Annotated in this window: 16 protein-coding genes and 1 pseudogene; 5 read left to right on the forward strand and 12 right to left on the reverse strand. The window is 72.2% G+C overall.

From position 1 onward, the window contains the following. The first annotated feature begins 26 nt into the window (after positions 1 to 26). The 4 genes from KUM39_RS25580 to ahpD all read left to right on the forward strand — a co-directional run bounded on the left by KUM39_RS25580 (position 27) and on the right by ahpD (position 4280). Positions 27 to 551 carry a PadR family transcriptional regulator gene (locus KUM39_RS25580; RefSeq protein WP_217788135.1) on the forward strand — a complete coding sequence of 175 codons (525 nt, stop codon included), beginning with the start codon at positions 27 to 29 and terminating at the stop codon, positions 549 to 551. After that, on the forward strand, positions 548 to 1237 hold the full coding sequence (locus KUM39_RS25585; RefSeq protein WP_217788136.1) for an ABC transporter ATP-binding protein: 690 nt from the start codon (positions 548 to 550) through the stop codon (positions 1235 to 1237). Before KUM39_RS25580 ends, KUM39_RS25585 begins: the two co-directional genes overlap by 4 nt. After that, positions 1234 to 3582 carry an ABC transporter permease gene (locus KUM39_RS25590; RefSeq protein ID WP_217788137.1) on the forward strand — a complete coding sequence of 783 codons (2349 nt, stop codon included), beginning with the start codon at positions 1234 to 1236 and terminating at the stop codon, positions 3580 to 3582. Before KUM39_RS25585 ends, KUM39_RS25590 begins: the two co-directional genes overlap by 4 nt. A gap of 164 nt (positions 3583 to 3746) precedes the next feature. After that, entirely contained in the window at positions 3747 to 4280 is a 534-nt protein-coding gene (ahpD, locus tag KUM39_RS25595; protein WP_217788138.1) for an alkylhydroperoxidase, AhpD family, read from the forward strand. 49 nt (positions 4281 to 4329) lie between these two features. Here the strand turns inward: ahpD and KUM39_RS25600 are convergent, their stop codons facing one another. The 6 genes from KUM39_RS25600 to KUM39_RS25625 form a co-directional block, all read right to left on the reverse strand. Continuing rightward, on the reverse strand, positions 4330 to 5715 hold the full coding sequence (locus tag KUM39_RS25600; RefSeq protein ID WP_217788139.1) for an AI-2E family transporter: 1386 nt from the start codon (positions 5713 to 5715) through the stop codon (positions 4330 to 4332). A 138-nt stretch (positions 5716 to 5853) separates the two neighbouring features. Continuing rightward, positions 5854 to 6561, reverse strand: a complete 708-nt coding sequence (locus tag KUM39_RS25605) for an aggregation-promoting factor C-terminal-like domain-containing protein (protein ID WP_217788140.1) — start codon at positions 6559 to 6561, stop codon at positions 5854 to 5856. 435 nt (positions 6562 to 6996) lie between these two features. Next, positions 6997 to 8322 carry an RNA 5'-3' helicase PhoH2 gene (gene phoH2 / locus KUM39_RS25610; protein ID WP_217788141.1) on the reverse strand — a complete coding sequence of 442 codons (1326 nt, stop codon included), beginning with the start codon at positions 8320 to 8322 and terminating at the stop codon, positions 6997 to 6999. Between the two features lie 480 nt (positions 8323 to 8802). Next, positions 8803 to 9576, reverse strand: coding sequence for an isoprenyl transferase (locus KUM39_RS25615; RefSeq protein WP_217788142.1), 774 nt, complete (start codon positions 9574 to 9576; stop codon positions 8803 to 8805). 1041 nt (positions 9577 to 10617) lie between these two features. Beyond that, positions 10618 to 11418: a class I SAM-dependent methyltransferase gene (locus KUM39_RS25620; RefSeq protein WP_217788143.1), complete on the reverse strand. Its 801-nt coding sequence runs from the start codon at positions 11416 to 11418 to the stop codon at positions 10618 to 10620. A gap of 54 nt (positions 11419 to 11472) precedes the next feature. Continuing rightward, entirely contained in the window at positions 11473 to 12348 is an 876-nt protein-coding gene (locus KUM39_RS25625; RefSeq protein ID WP_217788144.1) for an LLM class flavin-dependent oxidoreductase, read from the reverse strand. 229 nt (positions 12349 to 12577) lie between these two features. On the opposite strand from KUM39_RS25625, the pseudogene KUM39_RS25630 reads away from it, so the two are divergent. Beyond that, positions 12578 to 12934: pseudogene (locus tag KUM39_RS25630) on the forward strand (DUF192 domain-containing protein); the annotation flags it as partial. A 57-nt stretch (positions 12935 to 12991) separates the two neighbouring features. Here KUM39_RS25630 and KUM39_RS25635 read toward each other — a convergent pair. The 6 genes from KUM39_RS25635 to KUM39_RS25660 form a co-directional block, all read right to left on the reverse strand. After that, on the reverse strand, positions 12992 to 13627 hold the full coding sequence (locus KUM39_RS25635; protein WP_217788145.1) for an OmpA family protein: 636 nt from the start codon (positions 13625 to 13627) through the stop codon (positions 12992 to 12994). A gap of 7 nt (positions 13628 to 13634) precedes the next feature. Beyond that, complete coding sequence (locus tag KUM39_RS25640; RefSeq protein WP_217788146.1) at positions 13635 to 14219, reverse strand: hypothetical protein; 585 nt, start codon at positions 14217 to 14219, stop codon at positions 13635 to 13637. Positions 14220 to 14253: 34 nt separating this feature from the next. Then, complete coding sequence (locus KUM39_RS25645) at positions 14254 to 14922, reverse strand: pilus assembly protein TadG-related protein (protein WP_217788149.1); 669 nt, start codon at positions 14920 to 14922, stop codon at positions 14254 to 14256. Beyond that, positions 14919 to 15110 carry a hypothetical protein gene (locus KUM39_RS25650; RefSeq protein ID WP_217788147.1) on the reverse strand — a complete coding sequence of 64 codons (192 nt, stop codon included), beginning with the start codon at positions 15108 to 15110 and terminating at the stop codon, positions 14919 to 14921. The genes KUM39_RS25645 and KUM39_RS25650 overlap by 4 nt, the downstream gene beginning before the upstream one ends. A 134-nt stretch (positions 15111 to 15244) precedes the next feature. Next, on the reverse strand, positions 15245 to 16072 hold the full coding sequence (locus KUM39_RS25655) for a response regulator transcription factor (protein WP_217788148.1): 828 nt from the start codon (positions 16070 to 16072) through the stop codon (positions 15245 to 15247). Next, positions 16053 to 17390: a sensor histidine kinase gene (locus KUM39_RS25660; protein WP_217788150.1), complete on the reverse strand. Its 1338-nt coding sequence runs from the start codon at positions 17388 to 17390 to the stop codon at positions 16053 to 16055. Before KUM39_RS25660 ends, KUM39_RS25655 begins: the two co-directional genes overlap by 20 nt. Positions 17391 to 17625 lie beyond the last annotated feature (235 nt).

The raw sequence follows: 17625 nt of genomic DNA on the forward strand, positions 1-17625 counted from the left end.
GTATACACCGTGTGTAGAGTCGGGTCATGTCCATCGGTCACACCCTGCTCGGACTCCTGGAGTCCGGCCCCCGCCACGGCTACGACCTGAAGCGGGCCTTCGACGAGAAGTTCGGCCACGACCGGCCGCTCCACTACGGCCAGGTCTATTCGACGATGTCCCGGCTGCTGAAGAACGGCCTGGTGGAAGTGGACGCCGTCGAGGCCGGTGACGGTCCCGAGCGCAAGCGGTACGCCATCACCGACGCCGGAGTCACCGACGTGGCGCGCTGGCTGGCCACCCCGGAGAAGCCGGAGGAGTACCTCCAGTCCACCCTCTACACCAAGGTCGTCCTCGCGCTGCTGACCCGGCGGGACGCGGCCGACATCCTGGACGTGCAGCGCTCGGCGCATCTGCGCAGCATGCGCGCGCTGACCGAGCGCAAGCGCACCGGCGACCTCGCCGACCAGCTGATCTGCGACCACGCCCTGTTCCACCTGGAGGCGGACCTGCGCTGGCTGGAGCTGACCGCGGCCCGCCTCGACCGGCTCCGCGCGGAGGTGGCCCGATGACCGCCCCCGCCGGTTCCCTGCTCACCGCCCGTGACCTGCGCAAGGCGTACGGCCCGACGCTCGCCCTGGACGGCGCGTGCTTCTCCGTCCACCCCGGTGAGGTCGTCGCCGTGATGGGCCCGTCCGGGTCGGGCAAGTCCACGCTGCTGCACTGCCTCGCCGGGATCGTCCCGCCCGACTCCGGCTCGATCAGCTACGCGGGGCGGGAGATGACGGGGATGTCCGACTCCGAGCGCAGCGCGCTCCGGCGCGGGGAGTTCGGGTTCGTGTTCCAGTTCGGGCAGTTGGTCCCGGAGCTGACCTGTGTGGAGAACGTGGCGCTGCCGCTGCGGCTGAACGGCACCTCCCGCCGGGCCGCCGAACGGGCCGCGCTCGGCTGGATGGAGCGCCTGGAGGTGGCCGGTCTCGCCGCCAAGCGGCCCGGTGAGGTCTCCGGCGGGCAGGGCCAGCGGGTCGCGGTCGCCCGCGCCCTGGTCACCGGCCCGCGGGTGCTCTTCGCGGACGAGCCGACCGGCGCGCTGGACTCCCTCAACGGCGAACGCGTGATGGAACTCCTCACCGAGGCGGCCCGCTCCACCCACGCGGCCGTCGTCCTGGTCACCCACGAGGCACGGGTCGCCGCCTACTCCGACCGCGAGATCGTCGTACGCGACGGACGGTCGCGGGACATGGAGCACGTCGCGTGAACGTCCGCCAGTGGTCCCGCGATCTCGCCCTCGGTGCCCGGTTCGCCTTCGCCGGGGGACGCGAGGGCTGGGTACGGCTGCTGCTGACGGCGGTCGGTGTCGGCCTGGGGGTGACCCTGCTGCTGCTCACCACCGCCGTGCCCCACGCCGTGTCCGCCCGCCACGACCGCGACGAGGCCCGCCTCGACTACACGTACGTACAGAAGCCGGTGCCGAAGTCCGACCGCACCCTGGTCGTCGCCGACGTGGACACCACCTACCACCGGCATCCGGTGCGCGGTCGGCTGGTCCAGCCCGACGGCCCCGAAGCCCCCCTCGCCCCCGGCCTGTCGGCGTATCCGGAGCCGGGCCGCATGGTGGTGTCGCCCGCGCTGAAGGAGCTGCTGGACTCCCCCGACGGGCGGCTGCTGCGGGAGCGGCTGCCGTACCGGATCACGGGCGTCATCGGGGACGAGGGCCTGGTCGGCTCCCGCGAACTCGCCTACTACGCCGGGGCCACCGACCTCGCCCCGCGCATCAACGGCTGGCAGACCGCCCGGATCGCGGAGTTCGGACGGCCCGTTCCCGCCCCCTCGGACGGACAGGACCCGGTGCTGGTCCTGCTGGTCCTGCTGGTGTTCGTGGTGCTGCTGATACCGGTCGCGGTGTTCGTCGCCACGGCCGTGCGGTTCGGCGGCGAGCGGCGCGACCGCAGGCTGGCCGCGCTGCGGCTGGTGGGGTCCGACAGCGGGATGACCCGCCGGATCGCGGCCGGTGAGGCGGCGGCCGGGGCGCTGCTCGGCCTGGTCCTCGGCACCGGCTTCTTCCTGACCGGCCGCGCGCTGGCGGGCTCGGCCGAGGTGATGGGCACGAGTGTCTTCCCCGCCGACCTCGATCCGTCCCCGGCGCTGGCCGCGCTGGTCGCCGTCGCGGTGCCGGCCGCCGCCGTGCTGGTCACGCTGTTCGCGCTGCGCGGGGTCGTCATCGAACCCCTCGGGGTGGTCCGCACCGCCCGGCCGCGCCGACGGCGCCTGTGGTGGCGGCTGCTGCTGCCGTTGGCCGGTCTGGGCATGCTCGCGCCGATGCTGGGCCAGGGGCGGCGGAGCGGCGGCTTCAACGGGTACCTGGTCACCGGCGGTGTCGCCCTGCTCCTCGTCGGCATCACCGCGCTGCTGCCGTGGACGGTCGAGGCGGTCGTGGCCCGGCTGGGCCGGGGCGCGGTCTCCTGGCAACTCGCGGTCCGGCGGCTCCAGTTGAACAGCGGTACGGCCACCCGCATGGTGAACGGCATCGCGGTCGCGGTGGCCGGGGCCATCGCCCTCCAGATGGTGTTCGCGGGCGTGGAGGCCACGTACACCCGGCGCACCGGGGACGATGTGCGCCGGGCGCAGATGCGGGTCCTGGTCGGCGGCGCGGATCTCGCGCGGGTCGGGCAGCGGTTCGCCGCGACCGAGGGGGTGACCGGCACCGTGGTGCTGGCGGACAACTCGGCCGCCGCCGACAGGAAGGACGGCGCGGGCACCGACTCGACGATGCTGACCATCGGGAACTGCGCCGCGCTGCGCGAGGTCGGCCGGCTGCCGTCCTGCCACGACGGCGACGTGTTCACCCTCAGCGGCGACGACCCGGACACCGACCGGCAGGCCCGCCTGACCGCGCGGCCGGGCCGCACCCTCTGGACCGAGGCCGGTACCACCTTCGGCGCCGCCCGGAGCGCCACGTACGCCTGGCGGGTGCCCGACCGGGTGCTGCGGGCACAGGTCCGTGACGCGCCCGACGGCATCCGGCACGGCGGCCTGCTGGTCACCCCCGGCGCGCTGCCGGACCGGCTGACCCGGAAGCTCGGCACCACGGTGTTCGTCTCCCTGGACCCCTCGGCCCCGGACGTGTACGAGCGGGTGCGCAACACCGCCGCCGCGCTGGACCCGGCGGCCGACGCCGAGGTGATGAGCGGCACCGAGGAGGCGGCCCGCTTCACCTCCGTCCGCACCGGGCTGCTGGTGGGCGCCGTCTGTGTGCTGGCGCTGATCGGCGCGAGCCTGCTGGTGTCGCAGCTGGAGCAGTTGCGCGAGCGCCGCAAACTGCTGTCGGCGCTGGTCGCGTTCGGCACCCGGCGCCGCACCCTGGGCCTGTCGGTGCTCTGGCAGACGGCGCTGCCGGTGGTGCTGGGGCTGGTACTGGCCTGGGCGGTGGGCGTCGGGCTGGGCACGGTGCTGCTGAAGATGGTCGGCGGCGCGGTCCGGGTGGACTGGCCGCGCGGTCTGGAGCTGACCGGGGCGGGCGCGGGCGTCGTCCTCGCGGTCACCCTGCTCAGCCTGCCCCCGCTGCTGCGGCTGGCCCGCCCGGAGGGGCTGCGCACCGAGTAGCGGCACCCCCGGCGCCGTACCACGGGCCGGTCCCCCGCCCCCGCGCCCCGGGGCGGGGGACCGGCCCGTTGTACGGTGGCGTCCCGCTGTCCGCCGTGAGGAGAACCGTGCGCGTCCACGGCCCGTACGACCCCGCCGCCCCGACCCCGTCCGGTGGGTGAGCCATGTCCCTGGACGCGCTGAAGGCCCAGATCCCCGACTACGCGCCGGAGTTGCGGCACAACCTCGATCTGGTGATCGGCCGCTCCCCGCTCCCGGAGCAGCGGCTGTGGGGCACGGTGCTGGCCACGGCGATCGCCGTCCGCTCCCCGGTCGTCCTGCGCGAGCTGGGTGCGGAGGCGCGGGAGCGGCTGGCGCCGGAGGCGTGGACGGCGGCGCGGGCCGCCGCCGCGAAGATGGCCCTGACCAACGTCTTCCACCGCACCCGGCACCTGCTGTCCGACCCCGCGTACGGCGGGCTGCGGCCCGGCCTCAGGGTGAACGTGCTGGGTGATCCGGGCGTGGACCGGGTGGACTTCGAGCTGTGGTCCTTCGCGGTGTCCGCCGTCAACGCCTGCGGGCTGTGCCTGGACGCGCACGAGCAGGCGCTGCGCGCGGCGGGCGTGGACCGTGAGGTCGTACAGGAGGCGTTCAAGATCGCCGCCGTGGTGCAGGCGGCCGGTGTCACCCTGGACGCCGAGGCCGTGCTCGGGAACTGACCGGACCCGCCTCCCCGGCGGATGCGCGGGGTGACGGGTCCGGTGGTGCTCAGTCCTGCCGGGCGGGCGGCCCTTCGGCGTCGGGGACGCTCTCCGCGACGGGCGCGGGCGGCCCGGACGCGAGATCGGCGGCGTCCGCCCCGGTCTCCGGTTCCCCGGGCGGCGGCTGACCGTCCGTCACCTGCTCGGCCGGGCCGTGCCCCGCCGAGTGCTCCAGCGAATACTGCCGCAGATAGCCGACCACCGTGTTGGTCACCGCCACCAGGGGCACGGCGACGACGGCGCCGCCGATCCCGGCCACCATGCCACCGGCCGCGACCGTGAGGACCACGGCGAGCGGGTGCACCCGCACCGCGCGGCCCAGGATGAACGGCTGGAGGACATGGCCCTCGATCTGCTGGACCGCGAGCACCACCACCAGGGTCATCAGAGCGGTGAACACGCCCTGGGTGACCAGCGCGACGATGATGGCGAGCGCCCCGGAGGCGACCGCGCCGACCAGCGGGATGAAGGAGAACAGGAAGATGAACACGGCCAGCGGGACGGCCATCGGCACGTCCAGGAAGTAGATGCCGATGCCGATGAAGATGGCGTCGATCAGCGCGACCAGGACCGTGCCCCGCACATAGGCGGTGAGCGTGCGCCAGGCGCGCGGACCGGCACCGGCCACGCCCGGACGGGCGGCGGAGGGCACCAGCTTCAGGAACCACTGCCAGATCCGCTCGCCGTCGTAGAGCAGGAACAGCGTGGAGAAGAAGACCAGCAGGATGCCGGTCAGCGCCTCGACGACGACCTGAACTCCCTCAAGACCGGCGGACGTTATCTGGTCGGTGTTGGCGCCGATCGCCTCGCGGAGGTTCTTGGCGATCTGGTTGATCTGCTTGTCGGTGACGTGGAACGGGCTCTTCAGCAGCCAGTTGCGCAGGTCGTCGATACCGCTCTGGATCTGGTTGGAGAGGGTGTCGATGTTCTCCATGACCTGCCAGGTCACGAACCAGCCCATCAGGCCGATGACGACGAACCCGAGGATCGCGGTCAGGGCGGTGGCCGGTCCACGCGGCACCCCGCGCCCGCGCAGCCGGGCGACCGTCGGCTGGAGCAGCGCGGTCACCAGCAGGGCGATGACGAAGGCGAACACCACGAGCTGGACGGCGCTGATCACCCGCATCAGCACCCACACGGTGCCCGCGAGCACCAGCAGCCGCCACCCGGCCTCGGCGGCGACCCGGACGCCCCACGGCACGGCGTGCGCGGGGTCGGGCCGGGGCGCGGACAGGACGGCCTGCCGGGGTGCGGGCACCACGGGGTCGGCGGCGCGGTCACCGGGGCCGGGGGTCCGGTCCTTCTCGACCTCCGCGCGCCGCTCGTCGAGCCGCTCACTCATTTCGGTCAGGCCGGCACCGAGCCTGCCGAGCCATCCTGGCATTCGAGACATGTTCCGTCCTCTTCCCCCGCTCCCCCGGTTCAGGCCGTCGTCCGGGCAGCCGTTCCCTACGACCGTACAGCGCGACAGCCCCCCACCCTAGGACGGGCGGGGGGCTGTACGGGTTGAGCGAGGAGGCGAACAGACGGCCTAGTACCAGCTGTTGGCCTGCCAGAAGGACCACGCGTCACACGGACTGCCGTAGCGGCTGTTCATGTAGTTCAGGCCCCACTTGATCTGGGTGGCGGGGTTGGTCCGCCAGTCGGCACCGGCCGACGAGTACTTGCCGGCGGGCAGGGCCTGGAAGAGACCGTAGGCGCCGGAGGAGGCGTTGACCGCGTGGTAGTTCCAGCTCGACTCGTGGTTCACGATGTTGCTGAAGCACTGGAACTGGCCACCGGCGACCATCTGACGCGCCATCGCCTGGATCTGCGCGACCGAGTAGCTGCTCTGGACGGGGAAGCTGGAGGAGTCGCGGCTCGCGGAGCGGCTGGCGGCCTGCTCGGCCTCCTTGCGCTGCTTGGCCTCCTTCGCCTCCTGGGCCTCCTTCTCGGCCTGGGCCTTCTTGGCGACGGCCGTCTCGGCCGCTGCCTTGCGGGCCGCGGCTTCGGCGTCCTTCTTGGCGGAGGCGTCGGCGGCGATGGCCTGCGCGTCGGCCTGCTGCGTCAGGGACGCGGTCTGCACCTGCGCCTGCTCGCCCGCCGGGATGTCGGCGAGGAGGGTGGTGTCGGCTGCCGTCGCCTCAGCGTCGTTGTTCGGCTGCGCGGTGCTGCCCGACGCAACGCCCACAACGCTTCCGACGGCGGTGACCGCGGTGGCCGAGGCCACTGCGAATCCCCGGACCGAAATCCGGCTCACTCGGTTTCCTTCCAGCATCGCCCGCTTCGGTGACCCTCGCGGACGCAATCGTGCCCTTGACACTGGCCTCCCAACTGCGGGTCACGGAGGCGCGGGCCCGGTGGGCAACTCCCCTTGCGGGAAGCGCCGCGTGGTGCGCGGGCGGCATACGACGGCTCTATGGAGTTGAAGGTGGTGCTTCAGAGGTACCCGACCGCTGGGGGTACAGGTGTGCCGTATGCGGGGCCTGACAGGAGTGAGACTCTGCCGCACCCGGGGGCCGGTGGCAATTCTGTGTTGGGTGTGAAAGCTCACACCTCGTTTGGTGCGGGTCTTTTCTGGAAAACGCCACACGCCAAAGCGCCGCCCGGCTAGGCTCCTTGGCCTTTGCCGGGCGGCGCCGGAAACCCTCCGCGGACACTTCGGACGTGTCCGGCGTGGCGGGTCACTTCCCCGTCAGATGTGGCCCTCCTCCAGCATCTCGGTCACAAGTGCCGCGATCTGGGACCTCTCGGAACGGGTCAGGGTGACATGGGCGAACAGCGGGTGCCCCTTCAGCTTCTCCACCACGGCGACCACCCCGTCGTACCGGCCGACGCGCAGGTTGTCCCGCTGTGCCACGTCGTGGGTCAGCACCACACGCGAGTTGGAACCGATCCGGGAGAGCACGGTCAGCAGGACGTTCCGCTCCAGGGACTGCGCCTCGTCCACGATCACGTAAGCGTCGTGCAGCGAACGGCCCCGGATGTGGGTGAGCGGCAGCACCTCCAGCATGCCGCGCGCGGTGACCTCCTCGATGACCTCGCGGCTGGTGACCGCGGAGAGGGTGTCGAAGACCGCCTGCGCCCAGGGGCTCATCTTCTCGGACTCCGAGCCCGGCAGATAGCCGAGGTCCTGCCCGCCGACCGCGTAGAGCGGGCGGAAGACCATGACCTTCTGGTGCTGTCTGCGCTCCAGCACGGCCTCCAGGCCCGCGCACAGGGCGAGCGCGGACTTGCCGGTACCGGCCCGGCCGCCCATCGAGACGATGCCGACGTCCGGGTCGAGCAGCAGGTCGAGCGCGATCCGCTGCTCGGCGCTACGGCCCTTGATGCCGAACGCCTCCCGGTCGCCGCGCACCAGGCGGACATTGCCCTCGGCGGTGACCCGGCCGAGCGCCTTGCCGCGCTCGGACTGGATGGTCAGACCGGTATGCACCGGGAGTTCGGACGCCTCCGGGACGAAGACGTGGCCCTCCTCGAAGAGGATGTCCACCTGCTCGCCGGGGAGCGTCAGTTCGGACATGCCGGTCCAGCCGGAGGTGTCCGTGATGGCGAGTTCCGCCCGGTACTCCTCGGCCAGCAGGCCGACGGAGGACGCCTTGATGCGCAGCGGCAGGTCCTTCGACACCACGGTGACGTCGAACCCCTCGGCCTGCAGATTGCGGGCCACCGCGAGGATGCGGGAGTCGTTGTCCCCCAGGCGGTACCCGCTGGGCAGCACGCTGGGGTCCGAGTGGTTCAGCTCGACCCGGACCGTCCCGCCGAGTTCGCCGATCGGGATGGGGGCGTCGAGGCGACCGTACTTCACCCGGTAGTCGTCCAGCAGGCGCAGGGCCTGGCGGGCGAAGTACCCGAGCTCGGGATGGTGCCGTTTCGCCTCCAGCTCCGTGACGACGACGATCGGCAGCACGACTTCGTGCTCGTCGAAGCGCGTCAGGGCGTTCGGGTCGGCCAGCAGGACGCTGGTGTCGATGACATAGGTGCGCCGGTCGGGCTTGTGGCGCTGTGTGCTGGTCACCACGGAAGGACGTACCCCCTCGGATGAGGTCGGGGAGCGACGGTGTGGAAGCCGGGCCGGGAGTGCGGATGCGGTGCGACCGGTCCCCGGCCACCGCGGGACGCGGGCCGGACACCGGCCCCTCGCGGCGGCTTCCGTGCGCTGACCGCACGGTCGGGCTGGTGCAAAGGGCCTCCCGGACGGGCGACCCCGTGCCGCCCGCTGAGATCCGATGCCCGTGGTTCGGGCATCGACCTACTGCCTGTATGCCCCCCTTCACGCACGCCCATGCAGAAGCCGGGGGCCGCAGCCCGGTGAACTCCTTGTTACTTCCACCGGAACCGGGGTAGACGCAGTGCCCTTGCCGGGCGGGGCGGGGGGCTCGGGGGGCTGGTGTGGGGTGCCAGTACGGGGTTCGTACGGGGTTCCAAGTAGGTCGTACGGGGTTCGTACGGGGTTCCCCAGGGGGTGCGTACGAGGTCCGCCGTGCGGTGGGTACGGGGTTCAGCCGCCGAAGCGGCGGTGGCGGGCGGCGTAGTCGCGGAGGGCGCGCAGGAAATCGACTTTGCGGAAGGCGGGCCAGAAGACGTCGCAGAAGTAGTACTCGGAGTGCGCGGTCTGCCACAGCATGAAGCCGGAGAGCCGCTGCTCGCCGCTGGTGCGGATGACGAGGTCGGGGTCGGGCTGGTCGCCGGTGTAGAGGTGGCGGCCGATCATGTCGATGTCCACGGACTCCGCGAGCGCGTCCATGCCGATGCCGCGCTCCTGGGCGTCCACGAGCATCGAGCGGACGGCGTCGGCGATCTCCTGCCGCCCGCCGTAGCCGATGGCGACGTTGACCACTATCCCCGTGACGTGCGAGGTGGACTCCTCGGCGTCCTTGAGGGTGCGCTGCATCCCGGCGGGCAGCAGGTCGCGGGTGCCGACGTGGTGCACGCGCCAGCGGCCGTCGGCGGCGAGGGTGCGGACCACGTCCTCGATGATGCCGAGCAGTGGGCCCAGCTCGTCCTGCGGGCGGTCGAAGTTGTCCGTGGACAGCAGCCACAGCGTGACGACCCCGACGTCCGTCTCCGCGCACCAGCCGAGGAACTCCTCGATCTTCTCGGCCCCGGCCCGGTGCCCGTGCACGGTGCTGGAGCCCGCGGCCTTCGCCCAGCGGCGGTTGCCGTCCATGATCACGCCGATGTGCTGGGGCACCTGGGCGTGGTCGAGGTGGCCTTCCACCCGGCGCGCGTAGAGCCTGACCAGCAGGCCGCGCAGCTTGTCGCGCAGGTTCACGTGGGGACCCTCCGGGGTTGGGCGGGTTTTGAGCGTACCCCCGCCGACGGAGCCGCCGGGGCGGGGGGTTGAGGGGGCGGGAGGCGCGCCGCACGGCCCGCTGGAGCACGCCGGAGCGCGGCATCGGACGCCCGCGCCCCTGGGGGGACGCGGGGTGGGGGGTGGGTGGTTCCCGGGGGACGCCGGTGGGGTGCTCTGGGGGGACGCGGTGGGGTGTTCTGGTGGGGGACCCGATGGGGGGTGCCTCTGGGGCCGGGGTCCACAGGGAGCCGGGGGCTCCGAGGGCGCCGAGCGCTCCGCGGGGGGGGGCAGCGCAGCCTCGCTGCGGAGGGACCGGTGCGCGCCCCTCACCGGGGCACGAAAAACGGGCCGGTCCGTGGGGGGGGATACGGACCGGCCCGAGGGGGGTTTCCACCATAACCCTTCGTGAGGGCGGACGCGCACATTGGCGCTCCACAATTACTCTCCGGAATCGAACGGCGACACCGGAAGGGGTGCGGAACGCTGGATTCAGGGGTGTCTCATGGCCGATTCACAGCGGATTCCCAGGCGATCGGCCCGGATGCGCAGAGATCCAATGGATTTCACCCCACTTGAGGCCCGCGCGCCGAGTTATCCAGGGGTCCCCCCGACGGGCTACCCGGCCCGTGAACGGTGACTTGACGATTCCGCTACGGCGACCGGGCACATCGTGGCACCGCGCGGCCCCCTCCACCGCACGGTGCCACCCGCACCGCTTTGCTGGCGCGAATTTCCTCGGCCCGAACTTACGTGAACCGTGCGACCGGTGTGAACGCCTCTGCATAACGATGCGGACACCAGCAGGCGGGTCGGGCGGGCAGCGCCGGAGGGTCTGAGACGTATGCCGGATTTGCGACCGGGGTGAGTTCCGGACGTTCTATACGGCGGGCCGAACCGCCGGTTCCGGGAGGGGAGCGCCGTCCGCTCGGCACGGGAACGGGTGGGGTCAGGGGTTGGCATGGGGCGGGGGCACGGGTGGGATCGGGGACGCGGCGGGGCAGGGGCAGCAGGCGCAGGGGCTCAGCGCGTACTGGGCTTGCGGGCGTCGAAAAGGTGCCGGGTGCTGTGGGCGACGAACGGTCCCTCGGCCACGATCAGCTCGTGAAGGGCGCGCAGCCGGGGCTCGTACGCCTCGACGGTGAAGCCGGGCACCATCCAGACGACCTTGCGCAGGAAGTGGACGACGGCCGCGATGTCGTGGAACTCGATCCGCAGCCGCTCGGCGCGCAGGTCCACGACGGTGAGTCCGGCGGCCTCGGCGTCGGCCCGCTCCCGCTCGGGATCGCGGGCGCCGCGCGCGTCGGGGGACTGCGGTCCGAGGAACCGTTCGACCAGCTCGAAGACGCTCGCGGGGCCGACGTGCTGGGCGAAGTACGTTCCGCCGGGGCGCAGTACGCGGGCGATCTCGGTCCAGTGCGGGCGGACGGGGTGGCGGCTGAGGACGAGGTCGAAGGCACCGTCCACGAACGGCAGCGGGGCGTCGTCGGGGGCGGCCACGACGACGGCACCGCGCGGGCGGAGCCGGGCGGTGGCCTTGTCCACGTTGGGGGGCCACCCCTCGGTGGCCGCGACCAGTCCCGGCCGCGCGGGTTCGGCGCGTTCCAGCGCGAAGTCCAGCACCTCCCCGCCTCCGGTCTGCACGTCCAGCACCGCACCGGCCCGCGCCAGCCGCTGCCCCGCCCGCACCGCGTACCCCCACGACGGCCGCGCCTCGGTGGCCCGCCCCGCGAACCACGAGAAGTCCCATCCGTCGGTGGGTACGGCGGCGCCCTCGGCGATCAGGTCCTCGTAGGAGGAGGGGCGGTGGTGGTGGGTCGTCATGGGGGGATGGTCGCAGGGGTGACGGGGACGCGGCATTCCGTTTTCGGGCGGGGGCTACGGCAGCAGGGGGCGGACCTGTTCGGCGGTGAAGCGGAGGAAGGCTTCGGGGTCGGGTTCGGTGGCGGTGGGCTGGAGGACGACCGTGTCGGCGCCCGCGTCGGCCAGCCGCAGGACGGCGTCGGCGACCGCCTTGGCGTCCCCGGCGACGCCCACCCCCTCCGCCGACTCCATTCCCTCGGCGGCGAGTTCGGCACGGAGGCGGGGCGCGGCGTCGGGGCCGGTGGTGGTGAGGAGGTAGACGACGAGGCGGTGGGGTTCGTGGGCGCGGTCGGCCTCGGTGCGGCCCTCGTCGATGAGGCGACGGGCCGCGCGGACGCCGTCCACCGAGGTACTGGCCGTGAGCAGCGTGCCGTCCGCCTTGGCGCCGGTGAGGCGGAGGGTACGCGGGCCGGTGGCACCGGCGAGGACGGGGACGGGGCGGGCGGGGGGCCAGTCGAGGGCCACGTCGTCCAGCCGGACGTACCGGCCGCGCACACTGACGCGCTCCCCGCGCAACAGGGCGCGCAGCGCGTCCAGATGCTCCCCGAGGAGGGTGAGCGGCGAGGCGGCACGGGCGCCGACCTGCCCCATCCAGTCCTGGACACCGTGGCCGACGGTCAGCATCGGCCTGCCGGGGAACATCCGCTCCAGTGAGGCGGCCTCCATCGCCGTGAGGGCGACATTCCGCAGCGGCACGGGAAGCAGCCCGATCCCCACCCGCAACCGCTCGGTCCAGGCGAGCGCGGCGGCCGTCGTCGCCACACCCCCCTCCAGAAAACAGTCCTCCCACAGCCACAGCTCCTCCAGCCCCTCCCCCTCCGCCAGCCGCACGAGATCGCGCAACCGCTCGGGCGGAAGCTGGGGTCGGAAGACAGCACCGAGTGTGGTCATCGGGGTTCCTTCAGGGTTCGGTGGGGGTGTACTCGGGGTTGCCCGTGAACGGGGCGGGGGTACGGATTCAGTAGGCGCGGATTCAGCGGATGCGGGTGGTTCTGGTGGTTCGAGTGGATGGCGGTGGAGTGGTGGACGGACGTGAGAGTACGGGGAGTTGAGGGCGTGCGGTTGAGGGGAGACATGGGTACGGGGTGGTCCGGCGAAGGCGGCGAACGGAGCGATGAGGATGGGGCGTTGGCGTGACGGGCGGGGCGAGCTGGTGGTGCGGCGGCCGGACGGCACCTCGCGCACGGTTCAGCTGGAGATAGCGGCGTCCTACCGCGCCCGGACCCGAGGTCTGCTGGGCCGGGACGCGATCGAGGGGGCCATGCTCCTCACCCCTGCCTCCTCGGTCCACACCTTCCGCATGCGCATACCGATCGACGTCGCCCACCTCGACCGACACCTACGCGTCCTCACCGTCACCACCATGCCCCCCGGCCGCCTGGGCCTCCCCCGCCTCCGTGCCCGCCACGTACTGGAAGCGGAGGCGGGAGCGATGGCGGAGTGGGGGCTGGGGGTCGGGGCCGGGGTAGAGGTGGTGGGGGCGGGGGTGGGAGGGGGCCGGGGGGGGGGTGGGGGCGGGGGGGAGGCCCCCGGGTCAGCCTCCGGCCGTGGTGCCGGGGGCGGTGCGGGGGAAGGAGACTTCGACTCGGCGGTTCTTCTTGCGGCCCTCTTCGGTGGAGTTGTCGGCGATGGGGTACTGCTCGCCGTAGCCGCGTACGTCGAAGGTGATGTCCGGGGCGTTGAGGTCCTGGTCGAGCACGGCCTGTACGGCGTTGGCGCGCTGCCTGGAGAGGACGTCGCCGTGCGCGGAGGAGCCGAGGTTGTCGGTGAAGCCGAAGACGCGGACCTGGGTGGTGCGCTGCTTCTTGATCTCGTCGGCGATGGCGGCGATACGGGCCTTCGCATCCGGGCCGAGCTTCGCACTGTCCTTGCCGAACAGCACCTCCGCCTGGAGGGCGAACGTCACGTCCGCGTTGGTGTCCTCCCGGCGCTCGTCGCCGCTCTGGTCCTCCACGACCGACTTGATGTCCAGCACCTTGGGCGAGGCAAGCGTGGCGCCCTCGGGCAGTTTCAGATCCGGATCGGACGGGTCAACCTTCACCGGCGCCCCCGCACTGGGCTCCGTACCGGGAGGTTCGCTGGGGGTGTCGTCGGCCAGGGCCGGGGTGAGCTGCGTGGCGGCCAGCAGCAGTCCTGCCGTCAGGGCGAGGGTGAGACGGGTGGGGGTCACTGGGGCCTCACCCGGAGATCTTGATGGTGGCCGTGGCGAACGTCGGCATCTCGAACTGCACCTCCGAGGTGCCGTCCGGGGGCGCGGGGAACTGCATGAAGACGGCGAGGTCGGCGCCCGACTTGATGGTCGAGAAACCTGTGGTGGTCAGCGGGCGTCCTTCCGTGTCGCGTAGGACGTAGTAGCGCTTGCGGCCCTTGGGGTCCACGAGGGTGGCGCCTCCCAGGGACCTGCCGTTGCGGATGACCTCGGTCTCGTTGCCGCTCAGCGCAGCGGGGACGACGACGACGTCCGCGCCGTCGTTCTTGAGGTCGCCGTTGACGGTGACGAACCCGCCGGAGTCCCGCTGTACGGACGTGATCCGCAGAAGGAGCCCGTCCGACCCCTTCATCTCGGCGAGAGGGGTGTCCGACTGGCCCTCCTGCGTGCTCGGGCCGGAGCCGCCGGACGCCGACCGGGACGCCTTGTGCTCCGGTTTCCTGGCGTCGTCATCGCCTCCGCTGCCACAGGCGACGGCTCCGAACGCCAGACCCACCACGGTTGTCAGGGCGACCGCCCTTCTGGTGACCTTGCCCGTGCCCCGCATGCTCATGACTTCGCTTCCTTCTTCACGCGTCTCTCGCTTGTCAGTCGGCCAGGTGGACGTCAAAGAGGTCCTCGGGCTTGGGAAGCCGGGTGAGGTCGTTCGGGTCCAGAATCCAGTCCCGGCCGTCCCGGCACACCAGTTCGGGCAGGATGACATCGCCCGGATCGTCGCCCTTCGGGCCACCGCCGCCGGGTTCGTCTCCGGGGGGATCGTCTCCGGAGGGGTCCCCACTGGGCGGATCGTCAGGTTCGTCGAACGAACACAGCGCTTCGATGACCGCCCTGGCGGACGCCGTGGAGTGGAATCCCTCCGTGCCGGGTACCACGGAGCGGCCCACGGACTTCTCGGTCCGCGCCTCGACCGTGAAGGCGAGTGGGCCGTCCGACGCGCACGAGGCCGTCGCGTCGTTGCGGGCGGCGAGGTCCTCGGCCCGCCCGCACGACGGCCCGACATCCGTGGTGCCGTCGAAGATGCCGCCCCACTTCGTGGGGTCGAGGATGTCCTCGACCCACTTCCCGGCGAGTTGGTCCCGCCTGTCCTGGGCCGCCGCGAGCGCCGCCGCGTCGGCCGCGGTCTGGGCGTCGCTGCGGTTGACCGAGGCCTGACCCACGGCGAGGTAGGCGAGCGCGAGAAAGAGCAGACCCGCCACCACCACGATGTAGATGGGGAAGGCCTGCCCCGCGTCGCGCGCGCCACAGAGGCGGTTCAGCCTCCGGTGACCTGGGCGATCTTCTTCGTGATCGCGTCGTAGATCGACTGTCCGATGTCCGTCCCGGTGATCGCCAGCACGATCGCCACCACCACCGCGATGATGCCCAGGTACTCGACCGCGGTCTGACCTCTGTCGTTGGTGCGTCGCTGGATGGCGACCAGGAACTTCAGGAAGAGTTCGTTCACGGTGCTCCCCTTCGGCTTCGGCGTCGGTTCGGGCTGTGGCGCCGCCGGCCAGGGGACTGTACGGCGGGTCGGTGGGTCGAGGGAAGGGTCCCTGGGCCCATGTGTGGGCCCACTGTCCCGCTGTGCCCCTCATCTCACGCCACCCCCAGCCATGTCGCCGTCGCCTGGGACCTCGTGGTGCTGTGGAGCTTGGCGAAGATGCGGTTGATGTGGTTCTTGACGGTCTTCTCGCTGATGAAACAGACGGCGGCGATCTGCCGGTTGTCCAGGCCGGACGCGATGAGGTCCATGATCTCCGCCTCCCTGACGCTCAGTTGGAACCGCGAACGGTACGACTGTCCCACAGGTGATTGCGATTGCGAAAGAGGAGAGGAGTCCAAATCCCCTACGCCAGTTGCCGTTTGCCCATTCGACTGTGCAGGTGCACCCGTACCGAGGTCCGTCAGCAACGCCCGCGCCGCACCCGGTGTGAGGTGCGGGCGACCCTCGTGGACGTCCCGTACCGCGCGTACCAGCTGCTCCGTCGTGAACTCCCCGTGCACCAGATACCCTCCCGCCCCCAGCCGGAGCGCCTCCCGCACCGTCTCCGTCTCGTGGCTGTAGGTCAGCATCATGACCGGCGCCAGCCGCGCCAGATGCGGCAACGCCGGTACTCCGCCGACACCTGGCATACGCACATCCAGCAGGATCACGTCGGGCCGGTGCCGCAGCGCGGCCTCGTACGCCGCGCGGCCGTCCGCCGCCTCCGCGACCACCGTGGTGTCGGTACGGTCCCGCAGCAGCGCGGTCAGTCCGGCGCGGACCACGGGGTTGTCGTCCGCGACCAGCAGCCGCAGCTGCGCGGGCAGCGAGGGCGCCGGGAAGCCCTCCCCCTCGGAAAAGACCTCGGACACGACCTCGGACACCGCCTCGGACGCCCCCTCGGGTACGCCCTCCGGAGTGTCACCTGAGCCGTGTTCCATCGAGCTCCCCCTCTCCTCGTACCGTCGCCAGGGCCAGTGCGCGCAGGGGCAGTTCGACCCGCACTTCCGTGCCCCGCTCCCGCTCCCCCCTTCCGATCCGTACCCGCGCGCCGATCACCGTCGCTCGTTCCACCATGCCCAGCAGCCCGAAGTGCCCTGTCTCGCGCAGGTGTTGGAGTGTGGTGTTCGGGGGCAGGCCGCGCCCGTCGTCGTGGACGGTGAGGCGGAGCTGGTCGCCGTGGACGCGCACGTCGAGTTCCACGCCGGTCGCGGCGGCGTGCCGGTGCGCGTTCTCCAGCGCCTCGGCGGCGATGGCGAGCAGGTCGCGGGCGAGGGGCGCCGGTACGAGGGGCGGCGGGGACGCGGCCGGTTCCGGGGGCGCGAGGTGGGCTGACAGCCCTGTCCTGGCGCTGAAGTCCGCTGCCAGGGCGGCGAGTTCGAGACGCACGTCCACGCCCGTCGTCCCGCCCTCAACCCCAACCCCAACCCCACCCCCGACCCCGACCTCGACCCCGGCTCCACCCCCATCCCCATCCCCTCCCCCGTCCTCTCCCCGGCTCTCTCCCCCGTCCGCGCGGCGCAGATCCCTCAGGAGTTCCCGGGACTCCGCGGCCGCTCTGCGGGCCGAGCGGGAGACGAGGTCGGCCTGGTGGCGGACGCGGTCGGGGTCGGGTGTCTCGGCGGAGGCGGTGGCGGCGAGGCCGTCGGCGGCGAGGGCGACGCCGTAGAGGGTCTTGGCGACCGAGTCGTGCATCTCGCGGGCGAGCCGGGCGCGTTCGGCGTGCACCGCCTCGGTGGCCGCGAGGCGGGCCCGCACGGCGGTGAGCGCCTCGGTGGCGGCGCCGAAGCGGAGCATCAGGTTGCGCAGGGTGGAGCCCATCGCCCCGGCGATCACGCACAGGCCGGGCAGCAGCAGGGACTCCGCGAGACCGGTGCGGGTCTCCGTCCTGAGTGTGGCGTGGACCAGCAGCAGGATGACCGACTGGAGCGAGGCGAAGCAGGCGGCGCCGCGCCAGCTGTAGACGAGGCCCGCGAGCAGCGGGGTGCAGACGCTGACGTAGGCGAGGGTGGTGTCGGTACCGGCCGAGATCAGCAGCAGCGAGCCGAACAGGGTGTCCACGACGAGCAGGCTCGGGTGGCGCAGCAGCAGGGGGCCGAAGCGTCCCCAGTCCCGCACCAGCACGTACGACGCCATCACCGTCGCCACCACGGCGGCCCCGACCAGTCGTACCCCCAGCCCCGGCGCCGCGTTGACCAGCGCGGCCGGTGCCGCCAGCACGATCATCGCCAGCCGGAACCCAACCACCTGTCGGCACATCGCCTGCAACGCCCGCACCTGGATGTCCTCGCGGCCGGACAACCCGACCGGCTTCACCCCGCCCACCCCGAGGACCTGGGGTACGGCCCCCTCGGGCCTCCGAGGGGGCGCGGGGAACTGCGCGAACACCCCCCACACGCCCGCGCCCAGACCCGAGACCGCACCCGAACCCGCACCCCCGCTCCCCCAAACCCCACCCCGCACACCCCGAGTGATCGATATCACTCATTCTGTC

The organism is Streptomyces corallincola (assembly GCF_019104725.1).
Lineage (GTDB): Bacteria > Actinomycetota > Actinomycetes > Streptomycetales > Streptomycetaceae > Streptomyces > Streptomyces corallincola.